Origin of the sequence: Streptomyces sp. 13-12-16 (assembly GCF_002114215.1) — a bacterium.
Classification (GTDB): Bacteria; Actinomycetota; Actinomycetes; order Streptomycetales; family Streptomycetaceae; genus Streptomyces.
Window position 1 is genome coordinate 9,192 of record NZ_NCTE01000414.1, and the last position, 24,618, is coordinate 33,809.

The following is a 24,618-nucleotide window of genomic DNA, read 5'->3' on the forward strand; positions in this document are numbered from 1 at the left end:
AGGCACTCGTTGACGCGGCGCACGGACAGCCCCGTGCGGGCGGCGATCGACTCCAGCGGCTCGCGCAGCTCCCCCTGTTCGACGAGCACCGGTGCGATGACCACGGCCACCGCCCACACGTCCTCCGTCACGGACAGCCGCTGCCGCCAGTCGGACAGCACCGACTCGGTGGTGGGCCGCGCGGTGCGGAGGGCCGTGGGCGTCCGGCGGTCGAGGACGAGGGTGTCGAACCGGTCCGCGATGCGTTCCATCGCCCGGACCATGGCCTGCTGAACGGCGAGGGTGGCCTGTTGGGTGACCAGCAGCTCCCTCTGCAGGTTCACCGTCTCCTTCTGCAAAGCGATCGATTCGCGCTGCCCGTCGGCCAGCTCCTCGTCCAGTTGGAGGTTGTGCGCCTCCAGCCGGACGATGGCATCGGCCACCTGCTCCGGCATCGCGTAGGCGATGGGGGCACCGGGGTCGGAGGACTGCACCTCGGCCTCGTCGAGGGAGTAGGAGCCCTCGCGCTGAACGGTCTCGATCACTTCGGCGACCCACTGCTTGAAGGGGGCGCAGGCCGGTTTGGTGCAGGCGTTGACGAGGAGGATCAGACCTTGCAGGGAGATGACTTGCAAGTCTCGACGCCACTCCCTGCCTGCGGGAATGCCGAGACCGTAAGCTCTGCTTACGGTCTCGATACACTCTCGGTACTCGTCGGGAACGTGGTCGGCGAGCGCCTGCCGGGAGTTGGTGTGGCCGAGTTCCTTGCAGACGTCCACCGCCGGGAACCAGTGCGTCCCGTCCGGCATCGTCAGCCTCCGCACCCGGGCGCCGGTCGCCGCGTAGACGAAGTCGCTGACGTCGATCGCCTCGTGCCGCTCGGCGGAGTTCTGTCGTTTGCTGGGTTCGTTCATGTGAATTACCTCCGCTGCGGAACGTGGAGCGGGGCGGAAGGCATATGCCAGCCGGTTCGACGATGTTCACGACTGCGAGCGAAATCGGCCGGAACGGCCGTGCCGGCCGATGGGATTGTGCAGGGCGGATATCGGCATGCGGTGCGTGCCGGGTGCCCGCCGAACCGACCGCGCCGGGTTCGATCCCGGGAAGTCCGCGCACGACAGCGCTGACGCTCACGGCGAGTACGTCGAGGTCGCCCGCGGCATACCCGGCGCCGTCGTCGAACGCTGTGCTAGGTGTGGCCGGTGACCACTACCGGTATATCCAGCAGGCCCTTCGACGCGGTGCTGTGCGACCTCGACAACGTGATCCGCTTCTACGACACGGCCCCCCTGGCCGAGTTGGAGCGTGCCGCGGGACTGGCCGAGGGCACCACCATGGACGTGGCCTACGCACCTGAGGTGGACCTGCCGCTCCTGCTCGGCCGGATCACGACGGAGGAGTGGGTGGACTCCATCGCGTCGGCGCTCTTTGGCCGAGTGCCGCAGGCGTACGCCCGTCGGCTGGCCACGGCGCTCGCAGATGCCCCGTTCCGGGCCGATGACGCGGTGGTGGCCCTGCTGCGCCGGGTGAGGAGGCACATGACCCTCGTCCTGGTGACCAACGCGACCCTGGACCTGGAGCGCGACCTCGGGTCGATGGGGCTGGCGGACCTCGCGGACCACGTCGTCAGCAGTGCGCGGGTGGGGGTGGCCAAGCCCGACCGGGAGATCTACGAGATCGCGGTCCGGCGGGCGGGGACCGTCGCCGGCCGGTGCCTGTTCGTGGACGACCGGCTGGAGAACGTCGAGGCCGCCACCGCACTCGGGATGACCGGTGTGCACTACCGCGAGCCCGCGGATCTACGGAAGGCGCTGGGCTTCGTGTTCGGCGCCGAGGACGATGCCGTGGCCCACGTGTGAGAGGGCCGGCGGCACAACTCTCGGCACCACTCCCTGCCTGCGGGAACGCTGAGACCGTAACCTCCAGTCACGGTCTCGGGACCGGAGTCGTCCACCGCCGGAAGCCCGTGCGGACGGTGGTGCGAGGCAGCGGAAAGGGGCCCGCCGGCACCGGCGGGCCCCCGTCGCTCCGTACCGTCAGATCTTGCCGAAGCCGTAACCCAGGAGCTTCTTCGCGTCCTTCTCGCGCTGGGTGGCGGAGGAGGAGGCGAGGACCGTGCCGATGACGGTCTTGCCGTTGCGGGTCGCGGCGAAGACCAGGCAGTACTTGGCCTCAGGGCCCGAGCCGGTCTTCACGCCGATCGTGCCGCTGTAGCTGCTGAGCAGCGTGTTCGTGTTGGTCCACGGCGCCATCGTGCGGGTGCTGCCCGTCTTCGTCTTGGTCTTCGCCGTGTACTTCTTCGTCTTCACGATCGAGCGGAACGTGGAGTTCTTCATCGCGCTGCTCGCGATCTTCGTCAGATCGCGCGGCGTCGAGTAGTTCTTGCCGTTCCCGATGCCGTCGAAGGAGTCGAAGTTGGTGTTCTTCAGGCCCAGCTTCTTCGCCTCGGAGTTCATCTTGCCGATGAACGACTTCACACGGGCCGCACGCGTCGTGCCCGAGCCGAACTTGTCCGCCAGCGCGTACGCCGCGTCGCAGCCGGACGGCAGCATCAGCCCGTACAGCAGCTGGCGCACGGTGACCTTGTCACCGACGATCAGCCGCGCCGACGAGGCGTTGTTCCGCACGATGTAGTCGCTGTACGCCTTCTGGATCGTGACCTTGGTGTCGAGGTTCAGGTTCTTCTGCGCCAGCACCACCTTCGCGGTCATGATCTTCGTCGTCGAGCCGGTCGAACGACGCGTGTCCGCCGCCTTCGTGTACAGCGACTTGCCGTTCGCGTTGTTCATCACATAGCCGCCCTTGGCGACGACGGACGGTGCGGCGGCGGCCTGTGCGGGCGCAGCGTAGAGGGCTCCGGAGGCGAGCACGGCGCCGGTGGTCATGGCGACGCCGGCGGCTCTGCGGATACGGATGCCCTGAATGCCGATCTTCAAGTCGAATACCCCGATTACCTGGAATGGCCGTACCGCGCGGCCGAGTCGAGACGCGGCCCATGAGGGGGCCGCGTGTGTCTGACTCGCGACGTGTGCGGATGGTTGTGCGTGGATCGGGGACCGCTTCCGACTTCTCCGAGTCCGGGCCGGAGCCCGCGTCGGAGTCCGCATCGTGGATGGATTCTTCCATGCGTGCGTCTTGTATCTATCCTGTCCGCATGACCAGCATGGCCCCCGTGAAGCAACCCCCCGCCGCCGACCGCGTCTACACCCACGTCAAGCAGGGCGTACTGGACCGCCGTTACGAGGGCGGGACGCTGCTCACCGAAGGCGAGCTGGCCGAGGCCGTGGGGGTCTCGCGGACCCCCGTGCGCGAGGCGCTGCTGCGGCTGCAGGCCGAAGGGCTGCTCAGGCTCTACCCGAAGAAGGGCGCCCTCGTCCTGCCCGTCTCCGCGCAGGAGATCGCCGACGTCGTCGAGACCCGGCTGCTCGTCGAGGAGCACGCCGCCAGGAAGGCCGTACCCGCGCCGCCCGGTCTCATCGAGCGGCTGGAGGAGCTGCTCGCCCGGCAGAAGGAGCAGGCCGCGGCCGGTGACTTCGCCGCGGCCTCCGTCACCGACCGGTGTTTCCACGCCGAGATCGTCCGCAGCGGCGGCAACGAGATCCTCTCCCGCCTCTACGACCAGCTCCGGGACCGCCAGCTCCGGATGGGCGTCGCCGTGATGCACTCCCACCCCGACCGGATCGCCAAGACCCTCGCCGAGCACGGGGAGATCCTCCGGGCGCTGCGCTCCGGCGACGCGGAGGCGGCCGTCGGGGTCGTCCACCGGCACGTCGGCTGGTTCTCCCACCTGGCCAGGGGCGAGGTGCGATGAGCGGCACGCTGCCCGGGGATCCTCCCGGCGGACGGCGCGCCCTCGCGGTGTGGGGGATCGGCGTCTCGGTCTACTTCGTCGCCGTCATCTTCCGTACGTCACTGGGTGTGGCCGGCCTGGACGCCGCCGACCGCTTCGACGTGGGCGCCTCCGCCCTGTCCACCTTCTCCATCCTCCAGTTGCTGGTCTACGCGGGCATGCAGATACCCGTCGGGCTGCTGGTCGACCGGCTCGGCACCAAGAAGGTGCTGGGCATGGGCGTGGTGCTGTTCACGGCCGGACAGCTCGGCTTCGCGTTCTCACCGTCCTACGGCATGGCGCTCGCCTCGCGGGCACTGCTCGGCTGTGGTGACGCGATGACGTTCATCAGCGTGCTGCGGCTGGGCACCCGGTGGTTCCCGGCCCGGCGCGGGCCGCTGATCACGCAGATGGCGGGGCTGGCCGGAATGGCGGGAAACCTCGTCTCCACGCTGGTCCTCGCGCGGCTGCTGCACGGCATCGGCTGGACGGCGGCGTTCGCGGGGAGCGCGGCGGCCGGTGTCGTGGTGTTCGTGCTGCTCCTGTTCTTCCTCAAGGATCATCCCGAGGGGTACGAACCGGAGCCGGTGACGCACCACGGGGCGGCTTATGTGCGCCGTCAGATCGCCGCCTCCTGGCGGGAGCCGGGGACGCGGCTGGGGCTGTGGGTGCACTTCACGACCCAGTTCCCGGCGATGGTGTTCCTGCTGCTGTGGGGGATGCCGTTCCTGGTGGAGGCACAGGGGCTGTCGCGGGCGGCCGCCGGTGAGCTGCTGACCCTCGTCGTGCTGTCCAACATGGCCTTCGGGCTCGTCTACGGCCAGGTCATCGCCCGGCACCACGGGGCGCGGCTGCCGCTGGCGCTGGGGACGGTGGGGGCGACGGCGGTGCTGTGGGCCACGACGCTGGTCTATCCGGCGGACACGGCGCCGATGTGGCTGCTGGTGGTGCTGTGCGTGGTGCTGGGGGCCTGTGGGCCGGCGTCGATGATCGGGTTCGACTTCGCACGGCCGGCGAATCCGGCCGAGCGGCAGGGGACGGCGTCGGGGATCACGAACATGGGGGGCTTCGTGGCCACCATGGCGACGTTGTTCGCGGTCGGGGTGCTGCTGGACGCGACGGGGGACGACTACGCCGTCGCCTTCTCGTCCGTGTTCGTGCTGCAGGCTCTGGGGGTCACCCAGATCCTGCGGTTGCGGAGGCGGGCGGCTCGGGCGGAGCGGGAGCGGCTCGTTGCGAGCCGGGTTTCCTCTGTGCACGTGCCTGTGTAAGGCGCCCCGTGCTGGTGCGGGGCGCGTGGCCGGCGCTTGCCGGGTGCCTCCCCCACTCCCGGCTTCTCCCCCACTCCCGGCTTCTCCCCCACTCTCGGCTTCTCCCCCACTCTCGGCTTCTCCCCCACTCTCGGCTTCTCCCCCACTCTCGGCTTCGCTCGAGCGGGGGGACCCCCATGAGCGGGGGGACCCCCATGAGCGGGGGCCCCCACCGCCCACCCGTGCCGCTGGGGGTACCTCCCAGGCCCTTGAGGCACTGGGGGAGGCACGATTGCCCGCGGATGCGCGGATGCGCGGATGCGCGGTTACGGCGTCACCGCGAAGTGGCGGAGGATCGCCGCCGCCAGGTCCAGGTCGCCCTCCGTCTTCACCCTGTCCGTCACCGCTTCCGCCGTCACCCGGCCGCAGGCCAGGCGGACGTAGGTTTCCCAGTCGAGGGTGAGGGTGGCGGCCGGGCCGAGGGCCGGGGCCGTTTCCAGGGTGCCCCGGCCCTGGATGTCGACGCGGATGGTGCGGAGGAACTCCACCGGGCCGTGGACGTCGAGCACCACGGCAGAGCTGCGCGGTGCCTGTGCCAGCTCGGCGACCACGCGCGGCAGCTCGGCGAGCAGCACGTCACGGGCGATGTACGCGCCGGGGGAGTCGAGGTTGCCGGGGCGGCCGAGGGCCGTGCGCAGGTCCTGCTCGTGCGCCCACACGGCGAAGGCGTGCCGGCGCATGGACTCCTCCAGCGTCAGCTCCGTGCCGAGCGGGCCGCGCACCGTGGTGCCGGGCTCACGGTTCTCGTTCCGCAGCTGGCGGTTGCGGCGGATGATCATGAGTTCCAGCTCGGAGGTCATCTCCGGCGACGTGTGGTGGCGGCGCACGTCGACCTGCATCTCCATGTACCGCTGGTGGTCGTTGGTGACGTGGAACAGGTCGCGCGGCAGCGTGTGGATGGGGCGGGGGTCGCCGTACATCTCGGAGTCCAGGCCGATGACGTGCGAGACGACATCGCGGACCGACCAGCCCGGGCACGGCGTCCGCCGGTTCCAGTCGGCCTCCGGGAGGGGCTGCACCAGCTCGGATATCGCCTCGATGGAGTGGGTCCAGGCGTCGGCGTAGGGCTGGAGGGTGGGATGCAGACTCACGGAACGGGACCCCTCGGCGGTCGGTACACGGGCAGGTTGTGGCGGCGGTGCCAGTGGGCGGTGGCTGCACTTCGTGGGTGTCTCGGGTCGCCCCCGGTTCTCGGCTTCGCTCGAACCGGGGGCGCCCCCAAGTTACGCTGCTGTGAGGCACCCCGGCAGTGCTTTCGTGTGACGATCGTAGGCCCGTGTGCGCGGGTCGAATGCCAGGACGGTGGTAGTGTGCGCGCTTCCTTGCTCCAAGTCGCCGTGAACGAGGACGAATCGGTCGAATCACGTCGGCTGCGGGTCGCCGGTACGGTACGGGATCAGGCCGGGGCCGATCTCGTCGTGCTGCCGGAGCTGTGGACCACGGGCGCGTTCGCGTACGAGGGGTTCGGCAGTGAGGCGGAACCCCTCGAAGGGCCGACCTTCGAGGCGATGGCCAAGGCCGCGAGCGACGCGGACGTGTGGCTGCACGCGGGCTCGATCCCCGAGCGTGACCCTGACGGCACCCTCTACAACACCTCGCTCGTCTTCTCCCCCTCCGGTGACCTGGCCGCCGCCTACCGCAAGATCCACCGCTTCGGCTTCGACAAGGGCGAGGCCGTGCTGATGGGGGCGGGCGACGAACTGGTGACGGTCCGTCTGCCGCACACCGTCGTCGGTGTGGCGACCTGCTACGACCTCCGTTTCCCCGAGCTCTTCCGCGGCCTCGTCGACGCCGGCGCCGAGACCCTCGTCGTCCCGGCGGGCTGGCCGGAGCGCCGCCGGTCCCACTGGACGCTGCTGGCCCGGGCACGGGCGGTGGAGAACCAGGCGTTCGTCCTCGCGTGCGGAACGGCCGGGACGCACGCGGGAGTTCCACAGGCGGGTCACTCGATCGTGGTGGATCCGTGGGGCGAGGTCCTGGCGGAGGCGGGCCCAGGCGAACAGGTCCTCACGGTCGACTTCGACCCGGCCACGGTGGCGGGCACCCGCGAACGCTTCCCGGCCCTCAAGGACCGCGTCCTGGGCCTGGACCGCCCCGGCCGCCGGCCCTAGGGCCCGTCCGGCGGGTCATGCCGCGGACGCGGGGGCCGGCACGCCCGTCCGTCGCGTCGTCGCCGGTCCCCGACTCCTCCACGCTCGGCTCCGTCCGCGCGGGAGGGGCCCCGTCGCGTCGGCTCCCTCCTCCGCCGTGCGGCCGGACGCACCGGCCCCGTTCGCCCGGGCCGACCGTCCGCCGCGGGCTTCCTGCGGCTCGGCCCGCCGGACGGGCCTAGTCGTCCTCCCGCTCCTTCTCCGCCAGGTGGATCACGCACACCGCCACCGCGATCAGCAGCGCCGGGTCCGCGTCCTCGCGCACGACGTCGACGGCGTAGGTGTCCCGGATGCTCAGCAGCCGCCGGGACACCACGGCGAGCAGTTCGCCGTCGTACTCGACGGCGAACTCCCGGTCGAGGATCCGGCCGCTGACGTCCAGCTCGGTGCCGCCGTCCGCCAGCGCCACCCGGTAGTGGTTGCGCAGCAGCGACAGCCGCTTGCGCCGGACCGTCGCCAGCGGCTTCCCGTCCCGCTCGATCACCATGGTGTCCCGCAGGGCGAACATCTTCTGGCGGATGTCGATGAGGACGCGCCCCCCGGTGTCCTTCAGCTCGAAGGTGTCCCGCAGCCGCATCGCCTTGCCGTCGACGAGGAAGACCCTGTTCCCGTGGTCGTCCTCGATCCAGTAGTCGTCCCCGATCCCGAGGATCCGGTCCCGCACAAGGAATCTCATGGATCCAGGGCTTCCCCGCCCCGCGTTCCGAAACGCCGCCGGTAGGCCGACGGGCTGAGTCCCGTCTCGCGCCGCAGCCGCGCCCGCAGGTTCGCCGCCGTCCCCAGGCCGCTGCGCGCGGCCACGACGTCCAGCCGCACCTCGCCCCGCTCGATGAGCCGGCACGCCAGCGCGACCCGCTCCCCGGTCAGCCACGCGAGCGGCGTCGCCCCGAGCTGCGCACGGAAACGCCGGTGCAGGGTCGCCGGACTCACCGCCGCCCGCGCCGCCAGGTCCGCCACCGTCAGCGGTTCGCCCAGCCGTGCCTGCGCCCACGCCAGCAACGGCCCCAGTGACTCGTCCGGCATGGGCGGAACCGGCCGTTCCACGAACTGGCGCTGCCCGCCGTCCCGGTGCGCGGCGAACACCAGGCGCCGGGAGACCGCGTTGGCGGTCTCGGCGCCGTGGTCCCGGCGCCAGAGGTGCAGCCCCAGGTCCAGGGCGGCCGAGCTGCCCGCGGCGGTGAGGACGTCCCCGTCGTCCACGAAGAGCACGTCCGGCTCCAGCAGCACGTCCGGGTGCAGTTCCCGGAAGGAGTCCACCCACATCCAGTGCGTCGTGGCGCGGCGCCCTTCCAGCAGGCCCGCCTCGGCGAGTGCGAAGGTGCCGGTGCAGAAGCCGACGACACGGGTGCCCCGCGCGTGCGCGCTCCGGATCGCGTCGAGGACGGCCTCACCGCGCGGTACGACGTTGTCCGGCCGCCCGGGTACGACGAGGGTGTCGGCGTCGTCCACGGCGTCCAGCCCGGCCGTCCCGGTCATGGTGAAGAACCCGTGGTTCATGGGAACTTCCGGCGTGGGCGTGCACAGCGTCACCCGGTACGGCGCGCACGGCAGACCCAGTTCGGGCCGGGGCAGACCGAACAGCTCGGTGGCCACGCCGACCTCGAACGGGTTGGTGCCCTCGTCGACGATCACGGCGACGCGGTGGGTGCGCACGGGCTGAGAGGATCCTTGCGACATGCGCGATTTCTAGCACTGTCGCCGTGCCGGCGCACCGCCGACGATGAGGGCATGGCACAGGAACCCCTCTCCCTCGACCGGGCCCTCGCCTCCTTCACGGAGCGGTGGAGCCCCCGCATCGTCACCGCCGTCAACGACTACGACGTACGCGTCGCCAAGGTGGAGGGCGAACACGTCTGGCACGTGCACGACGACACCGACGAGTTCTTCCTCGTCCTCGACGGCGAACTGCGCATCTCCCTGCGCGAGCCGTCCGGCGAACGCACGGTCGTCCTGCCGAAGGGCTCCGTGTTCACGGTCCCCCGCGGCACCGAGCACAAGCCCCACGCCCCCGTCCCCACCGCGATCCTCCTCTTCGAGCCCACCGGCACCCTCACCACCGGCGACCGCCACGACGACGTTCCGGACCACGTGGACACGACGACGGGGCACCCGCTCGGCTGACCGGCGGCGCGGGGTGTCAGCCGCCGACCTGGTGTTCCACGCGGTGGCGGATGTACGCGTCCGGATGGGACCGGGCGATCCTCACCGCCGCGTCCACCAGATCGTGCAGCTCCGGCGGATGGGCCGACTTCCACAGGGGGAGTCCGGGAAGGAGGCAGCGCCGGACGTCCAGGTGCTCGTTGCCCACGAACTCACGCAGCGAGGCCTCCCGCCACTCGGCCGGGATGTCCGCGTCCTCGTCGGGTTCCGCCCGCTCGGCGGCGCCGGGGTCCTCCGCCCGTACGAGGGGCATCCGCACCGGCAGGGCCGACCAGTACCAGGCCCGCGCGGCACCCGCCCGCTCGGGGTCCGTGCCCGTTCGCAGGCGGCCGAGCAGCGCGGCCTGGACGCGCCGCCGCCCGAACGCGCTCAGCGCCGGCTCGACGAACTGACGGTTGAAGCTCGGATCGGGGTCGTGGACGGCCGCCTCGATCAGCACGTCGAAGGACTCCTCGGAGAGGTCCACGCCTCGGCGGCAGGTTTCACGCAACGCGGCCCGCACGCGGCGCTCCCAGGTCCGTCGGTCCGTGGGATCCGGCTCCGGGGGGACATCGAGCCCGAGGAGCCGGACCACGTCCGTCAGACACCGGGAGAACGCCTCCCGCCGGTCCTCCGTGCGTCCCGGCAGCGCCCGGAACTCCCGCGCCGTCCCGTCCCCGGCGGTCCCGTTCCCGTCCGCAGTCAACCGTCGCCCCCTCGCCCTCACCGCACGCGTACGATCCCGGCCCTCGTCCCCGGCCGGCAGGTTCGAAGTATGAACGACGCCGTCCCCACGCTCCCACCCGTCGACGCGCCCGCGCCCGCGCCCCCGAGCCGACCGGCGAGGGCGGCCGGACCTCGCCACCGGCGAGGGCATCACCTTCGCCGGCACGGTTCGGCAGGGACGGCCGGGCCCGCCGCGACGGGCGAGGACCGGCATCTCCCGGTCCTCGCGGGCATGGACCGGGCGTGGCGGGAGCTCATGCCCCCACTTCCTCCGGGGCCTCCTCGTCCTCCGCCACCGGCTCCTCCCGGGTGGCCCTCCGGCGCAGGTTCTCCACGTCCGTCTGCAGGCCGATGAGCAGCGTGTGAAGCTCGTCCAGGACGTTCACCGGGACGACGGGGGTGTGGTTGCCGACCTCCGGTTCGAGGAGGAGCAGCCGGTCGAGGGAGTCCCGGGCGTCCGTGATGCTCTGCCGCAGGACCTGCCGGTGTGCGACGGCACGCTGGCTGGCGGGCAGGTGCGCCGCGTGCGGCCCGCCCGGGTCCGGGGACGGGGCGCCCGTGCCGGGGTCCGTGTCGTCGCGGGTCCCGTCCGCCGTACTCCCGTCGGCTTCCGGGGAGCCGCCTCCGGCGGCCTCCGGCGCCGATCCGGTCGGCGGGCCCGGCGGGCGCGGGACGAGGGGTGCCTTCGGGGGGTGCGCCTTGAGGGCGCGTTCCGGGTTCGAGGCCCAGACGACGTCCCACTGGTACAGCGTCACGGGCACCCCGTCGGAGTCGCGCTCGATCCGGTCGGGGCTGTCCAGGTCGGTCTTGAAGTGCACGTACGGCGTGCCGGGATCGCCCTCCGTCTTCTGCTTGTGGATGAGCTGGCGCATCGTCACGGCGTTCTCCGGCAGGGCGTCGCTGCGGAACCGGTTCGCGGCCAGCGCGAGGGTCCACAGTCCCAGCTCGTTGTGCTGCTGGGACAGGTCCTCGACGACCTGGTTGACGTCGGCGCGGAACGGGACGCCGCCCTTCTCCTTGGCGGCCATGAGGGCCGAACCGACGTTCCGGGTGAGGAGCTTGTCGGCGATCAGCGCCACGCCTCCGGCCACGGCCAGGGTGCAGCGCGCGTCGGTGTCACCGGCCAGGGCGGGCTTCACCAGGCTCGTGAAGTCGTCCGTGGGGCGGGGCTCCCACTCCTGGATGACGTCGGAGGTCAGGACACCGCCGTTGTTCCAGGCGTTGCGCGCCTGGGTGGTGACGTGCTTCTTGTGCGAGCGCCACGGCAGGTCGATCAGCGGACCGAGCAGTTCCGCGAACCCCTTCAGACCCATGCGCTTACCGCCCTTGATGGCCTTGGCCTGGTCCTTCAGGGGCTCCAGCAGCTCCGGCCGGGTCAGGGCGTGCACCAGGTAGACGCTGCGCCACAGGGCGGTGCCGGGGGGCTCGGAGCCCGTGTCGCCGGCGAACACCCTCGGCAGCTCCTCCACGGGGATGCGGCCGACGGCCAGACCGTAGACGGTCTGGAGATCGTCCTTGGGTACCAGGGAGTCACCGAGCTGGATCACGCGCTTGAGGGCGCGCGTGGCGACCTCGACGTTCTGGGCGGCGGTGTCCCACTGCTTGAACTCGACGTGTACCGAGGCCAGTACGGAGCGGATCGCGTCGTCGAAGATGTCCTCGGCGGCCAGCAGGTGCCCGGGGTGCCCCTCCGCCCCGACGGCGATCTGGGCCGGGAGGACGGAGGTCTGGGCGATCTGGGCGGTGCGCGTCCCGGGCTGCTGCTCGGCGATGCCCCGGGCGAACTCCTCCCGGAGCGTCCGGCGCCACTTCTCCCGGCTCGCGGCGAGGCGCTGCCCGAGCGGGCCGCCGCCCTGTGCCGCCGGTACGGCGGCGTTCTTGCCGAAGAGGGAGTCCACCGCGAGCCCGGCGGTCTCCGCCGCGTCGGCGTCCGGCCCGGCGAGGACGGCCCAGGCGCTCGCGAGCCGGGTGATGCCGTCCCGTACGACGAGGCCGTGGAAGGACTCGGTGCCGTCCTCGAAGGTGATCTCGACGGGGTGCGCGATGAGGTTGCGGGTGACCTTGCGGGCCAGGATGGAGGGGGCATAGCTGTTGAGCGACAGAGTGCCGTGGATGGTCTGCCACACGTGGTTCCGCAGGTGGGTGGGGTCCTGGTATCGGTAGCGCACGATGGCGCAGGGCCGGCCGGCGTCCGTGAGCCCCTGGACCTGGGGGTCCGGGATCTCCATGACCTCCATCCCGGTACGGGGCTGGATGCCGGGCAGCATCTCGCTGAGGTGGACGCGGGTGACGACCGAGTGCAGGGTCGCGCCGTCGACGTTCTCCACCATCAGCAGTCCGGCGGGCTCGGCGGCGGTGGGCCGCAGCTGTACCGCGACGCCGTCGGGGCTGGTCGTGGCGCGGGCGACGGCCTGCCAGGCGGCTTCCGGCAGCAGCGTCACCGGGTTGGCCCGGCCCGCCTCGACCACCTTCGCGAGGTCCGCGCCCGCGGTCGCGACCGGCAGCTCGGGCTCGACGTTGGACACCAGTACGGATTCGGAACCCCACTGCACGGTGAAGGAGCGGGGGGCGTGAACGGGCATGGGCGGGTCCTCCGGAACGCGGGAACGGGCAGGGCAGGCCGACGGGGTCAGGGGACGGGAAGCGACAGGGGCGGACGGCGCGGGCAGGCGCCTGGAGGGATCTCGGGCAGCGGGCGGTCGAGGCCGGCGACCGGAAGGAGCTCCGGCAGCGGGCGGTCGAGGCCGGCGACCGGAGGGATCCCCGGCCGCCGGCCCGGTGCCCGGCCGGTGGTGCTCGTCGGATGCGGCGGGCGTCAGATCCGGAGGGGAGGCAGGGCGTCCGGGAGCAGCTCGGGAAACCACTCCCACAGGAACCGGCGGTTGTGGAACCGGGCGTGGTGCTGGTACGCGCAGTACGCGACGAACTCGGCGGCCTCCAGCAGGCCGCCCGCTGCGGCCAGGGCGTACGGCGGGCCCTGGACCGGGTCCGGGGCCGCCGGGGCCGGACGGGGGGTGAGCTCGTACCAGTGGATGACGCCCGTGTGGGTGCGGATGAGCGCCAGGGCGGCCGAGCCGTCCTCGCGGTGGCGGGACGACAGCGCTTCGAGGAGGGCCGCGGTCGTCGCGGCGGTACTCGTCCCGGCTCCGCGGGCGGTGCCGGCCATGGTCCCGGGCAGCCGGGCGATGACCTTCAGTCCGCGCCTCAGGACATGCCGGTAACCCCACTGCTCCGCCCGGTTCGGGCCGCGCTGGACCGACGTGAGGCGCGGCCTGCCCTGGCCGGCCGCGAGTTTCCTCGCGCGCAGTGTGTCGCCGCGTCTGACGTTCAGCGCGGGGTCCGCGTACAGCTCCTCGCGGAACTCGTCCCACGTACTGACCGGTTCCTTCGACTCCAGAGCCTCGTACGACATCTGGAGCAAACCGGCGACGGCCATGTCCAGGCCGCCGGACAGGGCGACGACATAGACGCTTCGGGGTAGGTTATTCGCTTTCGCGAATATGTGGGGTGTATGTTCCGTCCCGCCGCCGGCGGCGGGGGCGACAGAGTACTTCTCGGAAGCGTTCAAGGCTCAACTCCATTGCGTAGCAAAGGATGTCGGGGAGCCTCCGCTGCAACGGCGGTGCTCGCGCGTTGCAGGCGCCTCGCTTCGCGCGCCGATAAAACTACTGATCCGAGAGAGCCTTACCAAGCCGATTCCGACACCTGGTCGAACTTGGATTCGTATCGGTCAGAAATGATCCAGTCCAGGTGTCAGGGGGTCAATTGGGCGCGCACTTCGGAGTAGTTGTCGAAAAGCCAGGGGAGCGGGTTCTGGCCGAGCCTATCGAGGGTGGCAAGAGCTGACGCGACGGTCACGGTCTGGCCGAGGGCGCTGTCCTTCTCGATCACGAACACGAACGCGTTCTCGGACGTGGGCAGCCGCCGGGGCAGCGTGATGAGCCCGAGCTTGTCGAGTTCCTTCGAGATCTCCTCGCAGAGCTCGGTGCTCAGCCGCTGCCGCTCCGGCGCCGCGTACTTCTTGATGAAGCGCATCGAGAGCCGCTTGATGCCGTGGTCCACCTCTACGGCGTGCGCGATAACGGTGAAGTCCATAACTCAGTACATTACTGAGTTACTTGCAGAGATGAGTGGGTGTTTCCCTGAAAGCCCTCCCCGGGCGGACGGCCCGGGGTGCGGGCCCCGGTGGCCCTACACCCCGTAGCCGTCGCTGTAGCCGTCGCGGGTGCGGGGGCGGGTGGTGTCGTCGACGACCGGGGTGGTGGGGGGTACCACGACCCGCCTGCGCCGGGCGATGCTGCTGAACGTCGCGACGCCGATCAGACCGACGATCATGAAGATGACGCCGACCAGGTCAAGGTTGACACCCTGCATGTCCCAGTCGGTCGCGAATGTGAGGATTGCTCCCACGGCGATGAGGATGATGCATCCGCCGAGGCCCATGAGTGTCGCCTCCCTGTCCGGTGTTTCCGGTCCGGACCGGGTACCCGGGCGGGCGGCACCCATGCGCCGCCGGACACCGGACAGTTGACTAGCCGTCGAGGAACGCCACCAGCGCGTTCGCGAGCAGGAACGGGTCCTTCGCGCCGCACAGTTCGCGGGCGCTGTGCATCGACAGGATGGCCACGCCGATGTCGACGGTCCTGATGCCGTGCCGGGCGGCGGTGATCGGGCCGATGGTGGTGCCGCACGGCATCGCGTTGTTGGAGACGAAGGACTGGAACGGGACGTCCGCCTTCTCACAGGCCGCCGCGAAGACCGCCCGGCCGGAACCGTCCGTGGCGTAGCGGTTGTTGACGTTGACCTTGAGGATGGGGCCGCCGTCGACGCGCGGGTGGTGCGTCGGGTCGTGCCGCTCCGCGTAGTTGGGGTGGACGGCGTGACCGGTGTCGGAGGAGAGGCAGACGGTGCCGGCGAAGGCGCGGGCCCGGTCCTCGTACGATCCTCCGCGCGCGAACACCGAACGCTCCAGGACGCCGCCGAGCAGCGGGCCGTCCGCGCCGGTGTCGGACTGGGAGCCGTTCTCCTCGTGGTCGAAGGCGGCGAGCACGGGGATGCAGGGGAGGCCGGAGCCCCGGCCGGCCACGGCGGCCAGCGCGGCCGTGCCGGCGTGCACCGAGAGCAGGTTGTCCATGCGCGGGCCGGCCACCAGCTCGCGGTCGCGGCCCAGGTAGGCGGGCGCTTCGACGGAGTGCACCATCAGGTCCCAGCCGGTGACCTCGCCGGACGGGAGCCCGGCGGCCTCCTCCAGGAAGGCGATCAGGTCGCCGTCGCGGACGTCGTCGCCCGTACCCCACACCGGCTGCATGTGCCGCTGCTTGTCGAGCTTGAGGCCGTCGGCGTTGACCGAGCGGTCCAGGTGGATGGCGAGCTGGGGGACCCGCAGCAGGGGGCGGTCGACGTTGACCAGCCGGGTGGAGCCGTCGCGCAGGGAGAGCCGGCCGGCCAGGCCCAGGTCGCGGTCGAGCCAGGAGTTGAGCAGCGGACCGCCGTAGATCTCCACGGCGACCTGGCGCCAGCCGTGCGCCCCGCTGTCGGGCCGGGGCTTGACGCGCAGGTTGGGGGAGTCGGTGTGGGCGCCGACGATCCGGAAGGGGGTGTGCGCGCCTGCGCCCTCGGGGACGTACCAGGCGATGATCGCGCCGCCGCGCAGCACGTACTTGCCGCCTGCCGACCCGTCCCAGGCGTCCGTCTCCGCGACCTGCCGGAAGCCCGCCTTCTCCAGCCGCTCGGCGGCGTTCGCCACGGCGTGGTACGGCGTGGGGCTCGCCGCCAGGAAGGACATCAGGTCGTCGGTGTGGCCGCGATCGAAGCGGGGGGGTTCGCTCATGGGTTCACCTTAACGAGCGGGAGGGCCCGCTTCCCTGTGCGGGAGCGGGCCCTCGGGCAGGGTCCGGCTGGATCTCGTGGGGTCTGTCCGGGGAGGTCCGGGAGGGTCCCGGGAGGTCCCGGAAGAGGCTAGAAGGCCGCCTCGTCCAGTTCCATCAGGTCCAGCTCGACGCCCTCGGCGACCTTGCGGGCCAGGGTGACGCCGGGCAGGACGTTGGCCGCGAAGAACTTCGCCGCGGCGATCTTGCCGGTGTAGAAGGCGACGTCCTTGGCGGAGGCCGTCGGCAGCTTCTCGGCGGCGATCGCGGCACCGCGCAGGAGCAGGTAGCCGACGATCACGTCACCGGACGCCATCAGCAGGCGGGTGGTGTTCAGGCCCACCTTGTAGATGTTCTTGACGTCCTGCTCGGTGGCCGCCAGGTCGGTGAGCATCAGACCGACGATGGCCTCCAGCTCGACGGCCGCCTTGGCCAGGTGCTCGCGGGCCGCGCCGAGCTCCTCGCCGCCCTCGCCGAGCGCCAGGAACTTCTTGATGTCCTCGGCCAGCGAGTTCAGCGCCGCGCCCTGGTTGCGGACGATCTTCCGGAAGAAGAAGTCCTGGCCCTGGATCGCGGTGGTGCCCTCGTACAGGGTGTCGATCTTGGAGTCCCGGATGTACTGCTCGATCGGGTACTCCTGGAGGAAGCCGGAGCCGCCGAAGGTCTGCAGCGACTGGGCGAGCTGCTCGTAGCCCTTCTCGGAGCCGTAGCCCTTGACGATCGGCAGCAGCAGGTCGTTGAGGGCGTGCTCGGACTTCGTGTCCTCGCCCGCCGCCTCCTTCACCGCGATCGTGTCCTGCACCGACGCCGTGTACAGCACCAGCGCGCGCATGCCCTCCGCGTACGCCTTCTGCGTCATCAGCGAGCGGCGCACGTCGGGGTGGTGGGTGATGGTGACCTTGGGCGCGGACTTGTCCATGAAGTTGGCCAGGTCGGGGCCCTGGACGCGCTCCTTGGCGTACTCCAGCGCGTTGAGGTAGCCCGTCGACAGCGTGGAGATCGCCTTCGTGCCGACCATCATGCGGGCGAACTCGATGATGCGGAACATCTGGCGGATGCCGTCGTGCTTGTCGCCGATCAGCCAGCCCTTGGCGGGGTGTCGGTCACCGAAGGTCATCTCGCAGGTGTTGGAGGCCTTCAGGCCCATCTTGTGCTCGACGTTGGTGGCGTAGACGCCGTTGCGCTCGCCCAGCTCGCCGGTCTCGAAGTCGAACTCGTACTTCGGGACGAGGAAGAGGGACAGGCCCTTGGTGCCGGGTCCGGCGCCCTCGGGACGCGCGAGCACGTAGTGGAGGATGTTCTCCGACATGTCGTGCTCACCGGAGGTGATGAACCGCTTCACGCCCTCGATGTGCCAGGAGCCGTCCTCCTGCTGCACGGCCTTGGTGCGGCCGGCGCCCACGTCCGAGCCGGCGTCCGGCTCGGTGAGGACCATGGTGGAGCCCCACTGCTTCTCGACGGCGATCCGCGCGATCCTCTTCTGCGTCTCGTTGCCCTCGTCGTGCAGGATCCCGGCGAAGGCCGGGCCGGAGGAGTACATCCACACGGCCGGGTTGGCGCCCAGGATCAGCTCCGCGTACGCCCAGATCAGCGACGGGGGAGCCGTGGTGCCGCCGATGCCCTCGGGCAGGCCCAGGCGCCAGTACTCGGAGTCCATGAAGGCCTGGTAGCTCTTCTTGAAGGACGCCGGGACCGGCGCGGTGCTGGTCTCCGGGTCGAAGACCGGCGGGTTGCGGTCGGCGTCCGTGAAGGACTCGGCCAGCTCGTTCTCCGCGAGCCGGGTCAGCTCCTCGAGGATGCTCTTCGCGGTGTCGACGTCCATCTCGTCGAACGGACCCGTGCCGTACAGCTTGTCGCGTCCGAGCACCTCGAAGAGGTTGAACTCGATGTCGCGGAGATTCGACTTGTAGTGCCCCATGGCGACGGCTCCGTTGAAGAGGTATCGGCGAGGCACTGACTCCTCGCAACTGATTCACGTGTTTCACGTACCGGCAAGTAGCTACGATGATGCTACCCGTCGGTAATAAGAAGCAACCCCGATCCGGACATCTGTGACCCAGCCCTCCCGCCGGATCAGTAGTCTGTGCGACATGTACGGCTACGACCAGAGCGCAGGGGCACAGCAGGGTTACGTCCCGCCGCAGCAGCAGATGCAGGGCGGGTACGGGCAGCAGGCGCCGCTGTATCCGGAGCCGTCCGCGCCGTCGCTCGCCGACGCGGTGCGCGCGTTCACCACCGGGCAGATGGCGGCCGAGGACTTCCAGCAGGTCTTCGCCACCTCCAAGGTCTACTGTCCGCGCGGCGACAACCCCGGATTCCTCGCCCTGCACAACACCCAGCAGCCGGTGATCCCGATGTTCACCTCGCTGAAGGAGCTGCGGCGGTACGCGGGCAAGGAGTCCAAGTACTTCGTGATCACCGGTGCCGAGGTGATCGACCTGCTGCCCACGGGGTACGGCTTCGTGCTCGACATGGAGGGCGAGCACCGGATGGTGTTCGACGCGAAGGCCGTGGAGCAGATGGTCGAGTTCGCGATGCGTCGTATGTACGGCTGACCCCTGCCACTCCTGCACACCGGGCCCGGAGGGAATGTCCTCCGGGCTTTCTTCGTTCGGGGTGGCAAGAAGTTCAACGCTCAACTAAAGTGGGCGTACCCGAGGAGGTACCGACATGCCTGCAGTGACCGTCGAGAACCCGTTGACGCTGCCCCGAGTGACCGCGCCGGCCGACGCCGTGGCACGCCCCGTACTCACCGTCACGACCGCGCCGAGCGGTTTCGAGGGCGAGGGCTTCCCGGTGCGCCGGGCGTTCGCCGGGATCAACTACCGCCATCTCGACCCGTTCATCATGATGGACCAGATGGGTGAGGTGGAGTACGCGCCCGGAGAGCCGAAGGGCACGCCCTGGCACCCGCACCGCGGCTTCGAGACCGTCACCTACATCATCGACGGGATCTTCGACCACCAGGACTCCAACGGCGGTGGCGGCACCATCACCAACGGCGACACCCAGTGGATGACGGCCGGCAGCGGTCTGCTCCACATCGAGGCACCGCCGGAGCAGCTCGTCATGTCCGGCGGGCTCTTCCACGGGCTCCAGCTCTGGGTGAACCTCCCCGCCAAGGACAAGATGATGGCGCCGCGCTACCAGGACATCCGGGGCGGCAGCGTCCAGCTCCTCACCTCCCCCGACGGCGGCGCGCTGCTGCGCGTCATCGCCGGTGAGCTGGACGGCCACGAGGGTCCGGGCATCACGCACACGCCGATCACGATGGTGCACGCGACGCTGGCGCCGGGCGCGGAGATCACCCTGCCGTGGCGCGAGGACTTCAACGGTCTCGCGTACGTCCTCGCGGGCCGGGGCGCGGCCGGCGCCGAGCGCCGCCCGGTCCACGTCGGCCAGACGGCCGTCTTCGGCGCGGGTTCCTCGCTGACCGTCCGCGCGGACGAGAAGCAGGACTCCCGCACCCCGGACCTGGAGGTCGTCCTGCTCGGCGGCCGGCCCATCCGGGAGCCGATGGCCCACTACGGCCCGTTCGTGATGAACACCCGCGACGAGCTCCAGCAGGCCTTCGAGGACTTCCAGAAGGGCCGGCTCGGAACGGTTCCGGCGGTGCACGGCATGTCGGAGGGCGGGCCGGCGGTCGGCAACGACGGCGCCTGAAGACTGCCCGCGTCCGGCAGTGATCCCGGCCGTGTACGGACACGACGATGTCCGTACACGGCCGGGTGGCTGAAGAGAGGACGGGCACCGATGGGTGAGCGCCGGGTACGGAAGATGCTGCGGCAGATGGAGAGCGGGGAACCCCTACGGGTCACCGGCGCCATGCCGACCACGACGAAGCTCGCCCGGCTGGCCGCCATGGCCCAGAAGTTCGGATACGCGTACGCGGACGTACGGCAGCGGGACAAGCAGTACCTGATCGTGATCGTGCCCGACCCCACTCCCGAGGCCCGGGAGCGAGCCGCACGGAACCGGGCGCGGTACCCGAGGGCCGCCGACGGCGGTGAGCTGCCGCGCCTCGCGCCCGAGGAGGTCGAGCTGCTCAAGGCCCGCATCACGTTCGACATGACCACCATGTACACCGACAAGCAGCGGATCCTGCTCTCCGCCATCGCCGCCGTGGGGCTCGCCCTGCCCGTCGGCCTCGTGTCCGGCGAGGGCGGCATGACCGTGGTCCACGCCGCCCTCGTCTGGGCCGCGCTGATGGCCCTCCTGCCGGCCGGAGTCGCCGTCAACCGACGGTTCAGGGAGAAGTACGCCGCTCGTCTGCGGGCCGCCGGGTTCACACCGGTGACCGAGCCGGACGGACGGCTGCGGTACGTGCCGCCGGGCGGTCGGCTGCCCGGGCACGGCAATCCCCTCGCGGGGTGAGCGGAGTTCGGCGCGGCCCGGTCGTTCAACGCGGACCGGCTCCGTCCTTCTCGTACAGCTCGAACCAGATGCTCTTTCCCCTGCCGCGGGGGTCGACGCCCCAGGTGTGGGCGAGGAGTTCGATCAGGACCAGGCCGCGTCCGGAGGACGCCAGCTCGCCCGGCCGGCGCATGTGCGGCAGGTCGTCGCCGGCGTCGGTGACCTCGACGCGCATCCGGCGGCCGTCGCCGCCGCCGGTGACCTCGGCGAGCAGCAGGGCGTCGGTGTCGGTGTGCACGAGGACGTTGGTGAGCATCTCCGACAGCAGCAGCACCGCCGAGTCCACCTGGTCCGGCGAGGACCAGTCGTGGAGCAGTTCGCGCAGTTGCTGGCGGGCCACCGAGACCCGCTCGGGCTCGGCCTGCGCCACCGTCAGCGCCGTGCGGCGGACCGGCGGCTCCACCGTGTCCGACCCCGCGCCGCAGCCGCAGCCCTCGCCCTCCCGGGACAGCAGCATCATGGCGATGTCGTCCTCGCGGCGGTCGGCGAGCGGGCCGGTGGTGTGGTGGGAGGAGGGACCGTGCACCGCCTGCACCAGGGCGTCGGCCAGTTCCTCCTGGTCGCCCATGTGCTCCTCGAGGATGCCGCGCAGCCGCCGCCAGCCGGTCTCCAGGTCGTGGCCGCCGGTCTCGATCAACCCGTCCGTGCAGATCAGCATGGTCTCGCCGGACTCCAGGACGAGCCGGGTGGTGGGGTAGTCGGCGTCCGGGTCGATGCCCAGCGGCAGCCCGCCCGCCGTCGGCCGGGCCAGCACCGTCCCGTCGGCCATGCGGATCACCGGGTCCGGATGGCCGGCACGCGCCACCTCCAGCACTCCGGTCACCGGGTCGACCTCGACGTACAGGCAGGTCGCGAAGCGCAGCTCCACCGGGTCCGCCTCGTTGATCCCGTGCAGGAAGCGGGAGGCGCGGGAGAGCACGGCGTCGGGGCGGTGCCCCTCGGAGGAGTAGGCCCGCAGGGCTATCCGCAACTGGCCCATCAGCCCGGCCGCCCGTACGTCATGGCCCTGGACGTCCCCGATGACCATCGCGAACCGTCCTCCCCCGGACTTCGTCCGGGAGGTGCCCCCGGGCAGCGGGATGACGTCGTACCAGTCGCCACCTACTTGGAGCCCGCCGCCGGTGGGGATGTAGCGGGCGGAGATGCTCATGCCGGGGATGCCCGGCCCCAGCTCGGGCAGCATCGTGCGCTGCAGGCCCTCGCTCAGTTCCCGCTGGTTCTCGGCCGTGCCCGCGCGGGACAGCGCCTGGGCCAGCATCCGGGCGACCGTGGTCAGCACGGAACGCTCGTCGGGGGTGAACGCGACCGGGTAGGCGAAGGCCGCCAGCCAGGCGCCCATCGTGCGGCCGGACGCGGTCAGCGGCAGGAAGGCCCAGGACTGGCGGCCGAAGCGCTGGGCGAGCGGCCAGGTGAGCGGGTAGCGGGCCTTGTACTGCTCCGGGGAGGAGAGGTAGACCGCGCGGCCCGTGCGCACCACCTCGGCGGCCGGGTAGTCCGTGTCCAGCGGCATGTAGGTGAACGGCCGGTCGTCGTCGGGGTCCTGGCCGTGGTGGCCGATGATCCTGAGCCGGTCGCCCTCGACGCCGAACACGGCCAGTCCGTCCGGTGAGAATCCCGGCATCGACAGGTTGGCCGCGACCCGCAGCACCTCCTGCGTCGACCGCGCCTCCGCCAGCGCCCGGCCCGCGTCCAGCAGGAACGCCTCGCGGGAGCGCCGCCAGTCGCCGGTGACCGCGCTGCGCCCGGCGGGTGTGCCCGGGGTGGGCTCGGTGACCTCCTGGAGGCTGCCGGTCAGGACGTACGCCTTGCGGGCCCGGTCGAAGGAGGGCTTGGAGCGGCTGCGCACCACCCGGACGACCCGCTTCTGGTCGTCCATGATCCGGACGCGTACCTCGGCGAGGGTGCCCTCGGCGACGGCGAGCTGGACCACTCCGGTGATCTCGTTCCAGTCGACGGGGTGCAGCCGGGACCGGATCTGGGCCTCCGTGAGGGTGACCTGTTCGGCGGGGAGTCCGAGCAGCCGCGCCGCCACGGCGTCGACCGTGACCAGCCCGGCCGCGGTGTCCCAGTGCCACAGGCCGGTGTCGAGGGCGGCGAGGACGTCCCCCAGGGCGGGCAGGGGCTCACCAGTGCGCATTGCACCACTTTATGGAGAGGGTGTCGAAAACTGCCACTGCGCCCGGCCCGGTCATGACGGAGAAGCGATCTCGGCCCGGCCGGTAGGCTTGGGGGGAGTTTCACGTGAAACGACGACCCCGATCCGCGAAGGCTGGATGAACGACGATGCATCGGTACAGGTCCCACACCTGCGGCGAGCTCCGCGCCTCTGACGTCGGCACCGACGTCCGGCTGAGTGGCTGGCTGCACAATCGGCGCGACCTGGGCGGCATCCTCTTCATCGATCTGCGCGATCACCACGGCATCACGCAGCTCGTGGCCCGGCCGGGCACCGAGGCGTACGACGCGCTGGACAAGCTCTCCAAGGAGACCGTGGTCCGCGTCGACGGCAAGGTCGTCTCGCGCGGCGCGGAGAACATCAACCCCGAGCTGCCGACCGGTGAGGTCGAGGTCGAGGTCTCCGTGGTCGAGGTGCTGGGCGCCGCCGCCCCGCTCCCCTTCACGATCAACGCCGAGGACGGCGTCAACGAGGAGCGGCGCCTGGAGTACCGCTTCCTGGACCTGCGCCGCGAGCGCATGCACCGCAACATCATGCTGCGCACGCAGGTCATCTCGGCGATCCGCCACAAGATGACCGCGCTGGGCTTCAACGAGATGGCGACGCCGATCCTGAGCGCCACCTCCCCGGAGGGCGCCCGTGACTTCGTGGTCCCGTCCCGGCTGAACCCCGGCAGGTTCTACGCGCTGCCGCAGGCGCCGCAGCAGTTCAAGCAGCTGCTGATGATCTCCGGCTTCGACCGGTACTTCCAGATCGCGCCCTGCTTCCGTGACGAGGACGCCCGCGCGGACCGCTCGCCGGGCGAGTTCTACCAGCTCGACGTGGAGATGAGCTTCGTCGAGCAGGAGGACGTCTTCCAGCCGATCGAGAAGCTCATGACCGAGCTGTTCGAGGAGTTCGGCAACGGCCGTCACGTGACGTCCCCGTTCCCGCGGATCCCGTTCCGCGAGGCGATGCTGAAGTACGGCTCCGACAAGCCGGACCTGCGCGCCAAGCTGGAGCTCGTCGACATCACCGACATCTTCGAGGGCTCGGAGTTCAAGGCCTTCGCGGGCAAGCACGTCCGTGCCCTGCCGGTGCCGGACGTGTCCGGGCAGCCCCGCAAGTTCTTCGACCAGCTCGGTGACTACGCGGTCTCCCAGGGCGCGAAGGGCCTGGCGTGGGTGCGCGTCGGCGAGGACGGCACGCTGAGCGGTCCGATCGCGAAGTTCCTCACCGAGGAGAACGTCGCGGAGCTGACCAAGCGGCTCTCCCTGGCCCCCGGCCACGCGGTGTTCTTCGGCGCGGGCGAGTTCGACGAGGTCTCCAAGATCATGGGCGCGGTGCGGGTCGAGGCCGCCAAGCGCGCCGGCCAGTTCGAGGAGAACGTCTTCCGCTTCTGCTGGATCGTCGACTTCCCGATGTACGAGAAGGACGAGGAGACCGGCGCGATCGACTTCTCGCACAACCCGTTCTCGATGCCGCAGGGCGGCCTGGAGGCCCTGGAGACCCAGGACCCGCTGGACATCCTCGGCTGGCAGTACGACATCGTCTGCAACGGCGTCGAGCTGTCCTCGGGCGCGATCCGGAACCACGAGCCGGAGATCATGCTCAAGGCGTTCGAGATCGCGGGCTACGACCGCGAGACGGTCGAGGAGAAGTTCGCCGGCATGCTCCGCGCGTTCCGCTTCGGCGCCCCGCCGCACGGCGGCATCGCGCCCGGCGTGGACCGCATCGTCATGCTCCTCGCCGACGAGCCCAACATCCGCGAGACCATCGCCTTCCCGCTCAACGGCAACGCCCAGGACCTGATGATGGGCGCGCCGACGGAGCTGGAGGAGGCCCGCCTGAAGGAGCTGCACCTGACGGTGCGCAAGCCTCAGCCGAAGTAACCCCGGCCACGGCGAAGGGCCCGGAACCGGTGCCGGTTCCGGGCCCTTCGCCGTGCGCGCGGCCGGGCGGGGTCAGGGCCGTCGGCCCAGCCGGCTCCGTACGCGCCGGGCCCGGCGGTTGCCCGCGACCGCGTCGAGGAGCCGGCGTCCGGTGCCGG

Annotated in this window: 22 protein-coding genes; 9 read left to right on the forward strand and 13 right to left on the reverse strand. The window is 70.9% G+C overall.

What is annotated here, in order from left to right:
• On the reverse strand, nucleotides 1–893 hold an 893-nt coding region (locus tag B7767_RS16845; RefSeq protein ID WP_085572924.1), incomplete at its 3' end, for a Bro-N domain-containing protein.
• A gap of 288 nt (nucleotides 894–1,181) precedes the next feature.
• Here B7767_RS16845 and B7767_RS16850 point away from each other — a divergent pair.
• A complete protein-coding gene (locus tag B7767_RS16850; RefSeq protein ID WP_256923471.1) occupies nucleotides 1,182–1,838 on the forward strand; it encodes an HAD-IA family hydrolase in 657 nt (218 codons plus the stop codon).
• A gap of 177 nt (nucleotides 1,839–2,015) precedes the next feature.
• On the opposite strand, the gene B7767_RS16855 is transcribed toward B7767_RS16850, so the two are convergent.
• A complete protein-coding gene (locus B7767_RS16855) occupies nucleotides 2,016–2,915 on the reverse strand; it encodes a D-alanyl-D-alanine carboxypeptidase family protein (protein WP_085572906.1) in 900 nt (299 codons plus the stop codon).
• 218 nt (nucleotides 2,916–3,133) lie between these two features.
• Between B7767_RS16855 and B7767_RS16860 the strand changes: the two genes are divergently transcribed.
• The gene (locus B7767_RS16860; RefSeq protein WP_085572907.1) at nucleotides 3,134–3,790 is read left to right on the forward strand and encodes a GntR family transcriptional regulator; all 657 of its coding nucleotides are present in this window, start codon (nucleotides 3,134–3,136) and stop codon (nucleotides 3,788–3,790) included.
• Nucleotides 3,787–5,079, forward strand: coding sequence for a nitrate/nitrite transporter (locus B7767_RS16865; protein WP_085572908.1), 1,293 nt, complete (start codon nucleotides 3,787–3,789; stop codon nucleotides 5,077–5,079). Before B7767_RS16860 ends, B7767_RS16865 begins: the two co-directional genes overlap by 4 nt.
• Before the next feature lie 305 nt (nucleotides 5,080–5,384).
• Here B7767_RS16865 and B7767_RS16870 read toward each other — a convergent pair whose 3' ends face one another.
• Nucleotides 5,385–6,209 carry a maleylpyruvate isomerase family mycothiol-dependent enzyme gene (locus B7767_RS16870; RefSeq protein WP_085572909.1) on the reverse strand — a complete coding sequence of 275 codons (825 nt, stop codon included), beginning with the start codon at nucleotides 6,207–6,209 and terminating at the stop codon, nucleotides 5,385–5,387.
• A 219-nt stretch (nucleotides 6,210–6,428) separates the two neighbouring features.
• On the opposite strand from B7767_RS16870, the gene B7767_RS16875 reads away from it, so the two are divergent.
• The gene (locus B7767_RS16875) at nucleotides 6,429–7,229 is read left to right on the forward strand and encodes a carbon-nitrogen family hydrolase (protein ID WP_085572910.1); all 801 of its coding nucleotides are present in this window, start codon (nucleotides 6,429–6,431) and stop codon (nucleotides 7,227–7,229) included.
• A gap of 217 nt (nucleotides 7,230–7,446) precedes the next feature.
• Here the strand turns inward: B7767_RS16875 and B7767_RS16880 are convergent, their stop codons facing one another.
• Together B7767_RS16880 and B7767_RS16885 are read right to left on the reverse strand one after the other, a co-directional pair.
• On the reverse strand, nucleotides 7,447–7,944 hold the full coding sequence (locus B7767_RS16880; RefSeq protein WP_085572911.1) for an LURP-one-related/scramblase family protein: 498 nt from the start codon (nucleotides 7,942–7,944) through the stop codon (nucleotides 7,447–7,449).
• Nucleotides 7,941–8,945: a GlxA family transcriptional regulator gene (locus B7767_RS16885; RefSeq protein ID WP_085572912.1), complete on the reverse strand. Its 1,005-nt coding sequence runs from the start codon at nucleotides 8,943–8,945 to the stop codon at nucleotides 7,941–7,943. The genes B7767_RS16880 and B7767_RS16885 overlap by 4 nt, the downstream gene beginning before the upstream one ends.
• A 51-nt stretch (nucleotides 8,946–8,996) precedes the next feature.
• On the opposite strand from B7767_RS16885, the gene B7767_RS16890 reads away from it, so the two are divergent.
• The gene (locus B7767_RS16890; RefSeq protein ID WP_085572913.1) at nucleotides 8,997–9,389 is read left to right on the forward strand and encodes a cupin domain-containing protein; all 393 of its coding nucleotides are present in this window, start codon (nucleotides 8,997–8,999) and stop codon (nucleotides 9,387–9,389) included.
• A 16-nt stretch (nucleotides 9,390–9,405) separates the two neighbouring features.
• Here the strand turns inward: B7767_RS16890 and B7767_RS16895 are convergent, their stop codons facing one another.
• From B7767_RS16895 to B7767_RS16925, 7 genes are all read right to left on the reverse strand, one after another.
• Nucleotides 9,406–10,113, reverse strand: a complete 708-nt coding sequence (locus B7767_RS16895; protein WP_256923472.1) for a hypothetical protein — start codon at nucleotides 10,111–10,113, stop codon at nucleotides 9,406–9,408.
• Between the two features lie 274 nt (nucleotides 10,114–10,387).
• Complete coding sequence (locus tag B7767_RS16900; protein WP_085572914.1) at nucleotides 10,388–12,715, reverse strand: hypothetical protein; 2,328 nt, start codon at nucleotides 12,713–12,715, stop codon at nucleotides 10,388–10,390.
• A 233-nt stretch (nucleotides 12,716–12,948) separates the two neighbouring features.
• Nucleotides 12,949–13,569 carry a hypothetical protein gene (locus B7767_RS16905; RefSeq protein WP_085572915.1) on the reverse strand — a complete coding sequence of 207 codons (621 nt, stop codon included), beginning with the start codon at nucleotides 13,567–13,569 and terminating at the stop codon, nucleotides 12,949–12,951.
• Between the two features lie 317 nt (nucleotides 13,570–13,886).
• Nucleotides 13,887–14,228, reverse strand: coding sequence for a hypothetical protein (locus B7767_RS16910; RefSeq protein WP_085572916.1), 342 nt, complete (start codon nucleotides 14,226–14,228; stop codon nucleotides 13,887–13,889).
• 96 nt (nucleotides 14,229–14,324) lie between these two features.
• Nucleotides 14,325–14,576, reverse strand: coding sequence for a DUF6458 family protein (locus B7767_RS16915; RefSeq protein WP_085572917.1), 252 nt, complete (start codon nucleotides 14,574–14,576; stop codon nucleotides 14,325–14,327).
• An 88-nt stretch (nucleotides 14,577–14,664) separates the two neighbouring features.
• Nucleotides 14,665–15,963: a M18 family aminopeptidase gene (locus tag B7767_RS16920; protein WP_085572918.1), complete on the reverse strand. Its 1,299-nt coding sequence runs from the start codon at nucleotides 15,961–15,963 to the stop codon at nucleotides 14,665–14,667.
• A 128-nt stretch (nucleotides 15,964–16,091) separates the two neighbouring features.
• The gene (locus B7767_RS16925) at nucleotides 16,092–17,918 is read right to left on the reverse strand and encodes an acyl-CoA dehydrogenase (RefSeq protein ID WP_085572919.1); all 1,827 of its coding nucleotides are present in this window, start codon (nucleotides 17,916–17,918) and stop codon (nucleotides 16,092–16,094) included.
• Nucleotides 17,919–18,090: 172 nt separating this feature from the next.
• On the opposite strand from B7767_RS16925, the gene B7767_RS16930 reads away from it, so the two are divergent.
• The 3 genes from B7767_RS16930 (at nucleotide 18,091) to B7767_RS16940 (ending at nucleotide 20,374) form a co-directional block, all read left to right on the forward strand.
• Nucleotides 18,091–18,555: an SseB family protein gene (locus B7767_RS16930; protein WP_030856883.1), complete on the forward strand. Its 465-nt coding sequence runs from the start codon at nucleotides 18,091–18,093 to the stop codon at nucleotides 18,553–18,555.
• A 115-nt stretch (nucleotides 18,556–18,670) separates the two neighbouring features.
• Nucleotides 18,671–19,663, forward strand: a complete 993-nt coding sequence (locus B7767_RS16935) for a pirin family protein (protein WP_085572920.1) — start codon at nucleotides 18,671–18,673, stop codon at nucleotides 19,661–19,663.
• A gap of 90 nt (nucleotides 19,664–19,753) precedes the next feature.
• Nucleotides 19,754–20,374, forward strand: a complete 621-nt coding sequence (locus B7767_RS16940; protein ID WP_085572921.1) for a hypothetical protein — start codon at nucleotides 19,754–19,756, stop codon at nucleotides 20,372–20,374.
• Between the two features lie 25 nt (nucleotides 20,375–20,399).
• Here B7767_RS16940 and B7767_RS16945 read toward each other — a convergent pair whose 3' ends face one another.
• Nucleotides 20,400–22,550 carry a SpoIIE family protein phosphatase gene (locus B7767_RS16945; RefSeq protein ID WP_085572922.1) on the reverse strand — a complete coding sequence of 717 codons (2,151 nt, stop codon included), beginning with the start codon at nucleotides 22,548–22,550 and terminating at the stop codon, nucleotides 20,400–20,402.
• A 146-nt stretch (nucleotides 22,551–22,696) separates the two neighbouring features.
• Between B7767_RS16945 and aspS the strand changes: the two genes are divergently transcribed.
• A complete protein-coding gene (aspS, locus tag B7767_RS16950; protein ID WP_085572923.1) occupies nucleotides 22,697–24,460 on the forward strand; it encodes an aspartate--tRNA ligase in 1,764 nt (587 codons plus the stop codon).
• The last annotated feature ends 158 nt before the right edge of the window (nucleotides 24,461–24,618 follow it).

Coding starts and splice junctions, on each gene's coding strand:
- B7767_RS16860 (WP_085572907.1), top strand. CDS start 3,134: ATGACCAGCATGGCCCCCGTGAAGCAACCCCCCGCCGCCGACCGCGTC.
- B7767_RS16865 (WP_085572908.1), top strand. CDS start 3,787: ATGAGCGGCACGCTGCCCGGGGATCCTCCCGGCGGACGGCGCGCCCTC.
- B7767_RS16880 (WP_085572911.1), bottom strand. CDS start 7,944: ATGAGATTCCTTGTGCGGGACCGGATCCTCGGGATCGGGGACGACTAC.
- B7767_RS16885 (WP_085572912.1), bottom strand. CDS start 8,945: ATGTCGCAAGGATCCTCTCAGCCCGTGCGCACCCACCGCGTCGCCGTG.
- B7767_RS16890 (WP_085572913.1), top strand. CDS start 8,997: ATGGCACAGGAACCCCTCTCCCTCGACCGGGCCCTCGCCTCCTTCACG.
- B7767_RS16900 (WP_085572914.1), bottom strand. CDS start 12,715: ATGCCCGTTCACGCCCCCCGCTCCTTCACCGTGCAGTGGGGTTCCGAA.
- B7767_RS16905 (WP_085572915.1), bottom strand. CDS start 13,569: ATGGCCGTCGCCGGTTTGCTCCAGATGTCGTACGAGGCTCTGGAGTCG.
- B7767_RS16910 (WP_085572916.1), bottom strand. CDS start 14,228: ATGGACTTCACCGTTATCGCGCACGCCGTAGAGGTGGACCACGGCATC.
- B7767_RS16915 (WP_085572917.1), bottom strand. CDS start 14,576: ATGGGCCTCGGCGGATGCATCATCCTCATCGCCGTGGGAGCAATCCTC.
- B7767_RS16920 (WP_085572918.1), bottom strand. CDS start 15,963: ATGAGCGAACCCCCCCGCTTCGATCGCGGCCACACCGACGACCTGATG.
- B7767_RS16925 (WP_085572919.1), bottom strand. CDS start 17,918: ATGGGGCACTACAAGTCGAATCTCCGCGACATCGAGTTCAACCTCTTC.
- B7767_RS16930 (WP_030856883.1), top strand. CDS start 18,091: ATGTACGGCTACGACCAGAGCGCAGGGGCACAGCAGGGTTACGTCCCG.
- B7767_RS16935 (WP_085572920.1), top strand. CDS start 18,671: ATGCCTGCAGTGACCGTCGAGAACCCGTTGACGCTGCCCCGAGTGACC.
- B7767_RS16940 (WP_085572921.1), top strand. CDS start 19,754: ATGGGTGAGCGCCGGGTACGGAAGATGCTGCGGCAGATGGAGAGCGGG.
- B7767_RS16945 (WP_085572922.1), bottom strand. CDS start 22,550: ATGCGCACTGGTGAGCCCCTGCCCGCCCTGGGGGACGTCCTCGCCGCC.
- aspS (WP_085572923.1), top strand. CDS start 22,697: ATGCATCGGTACAGGTCCCACACCTGCGGCGAGCTCCGCGCCTCTGAC.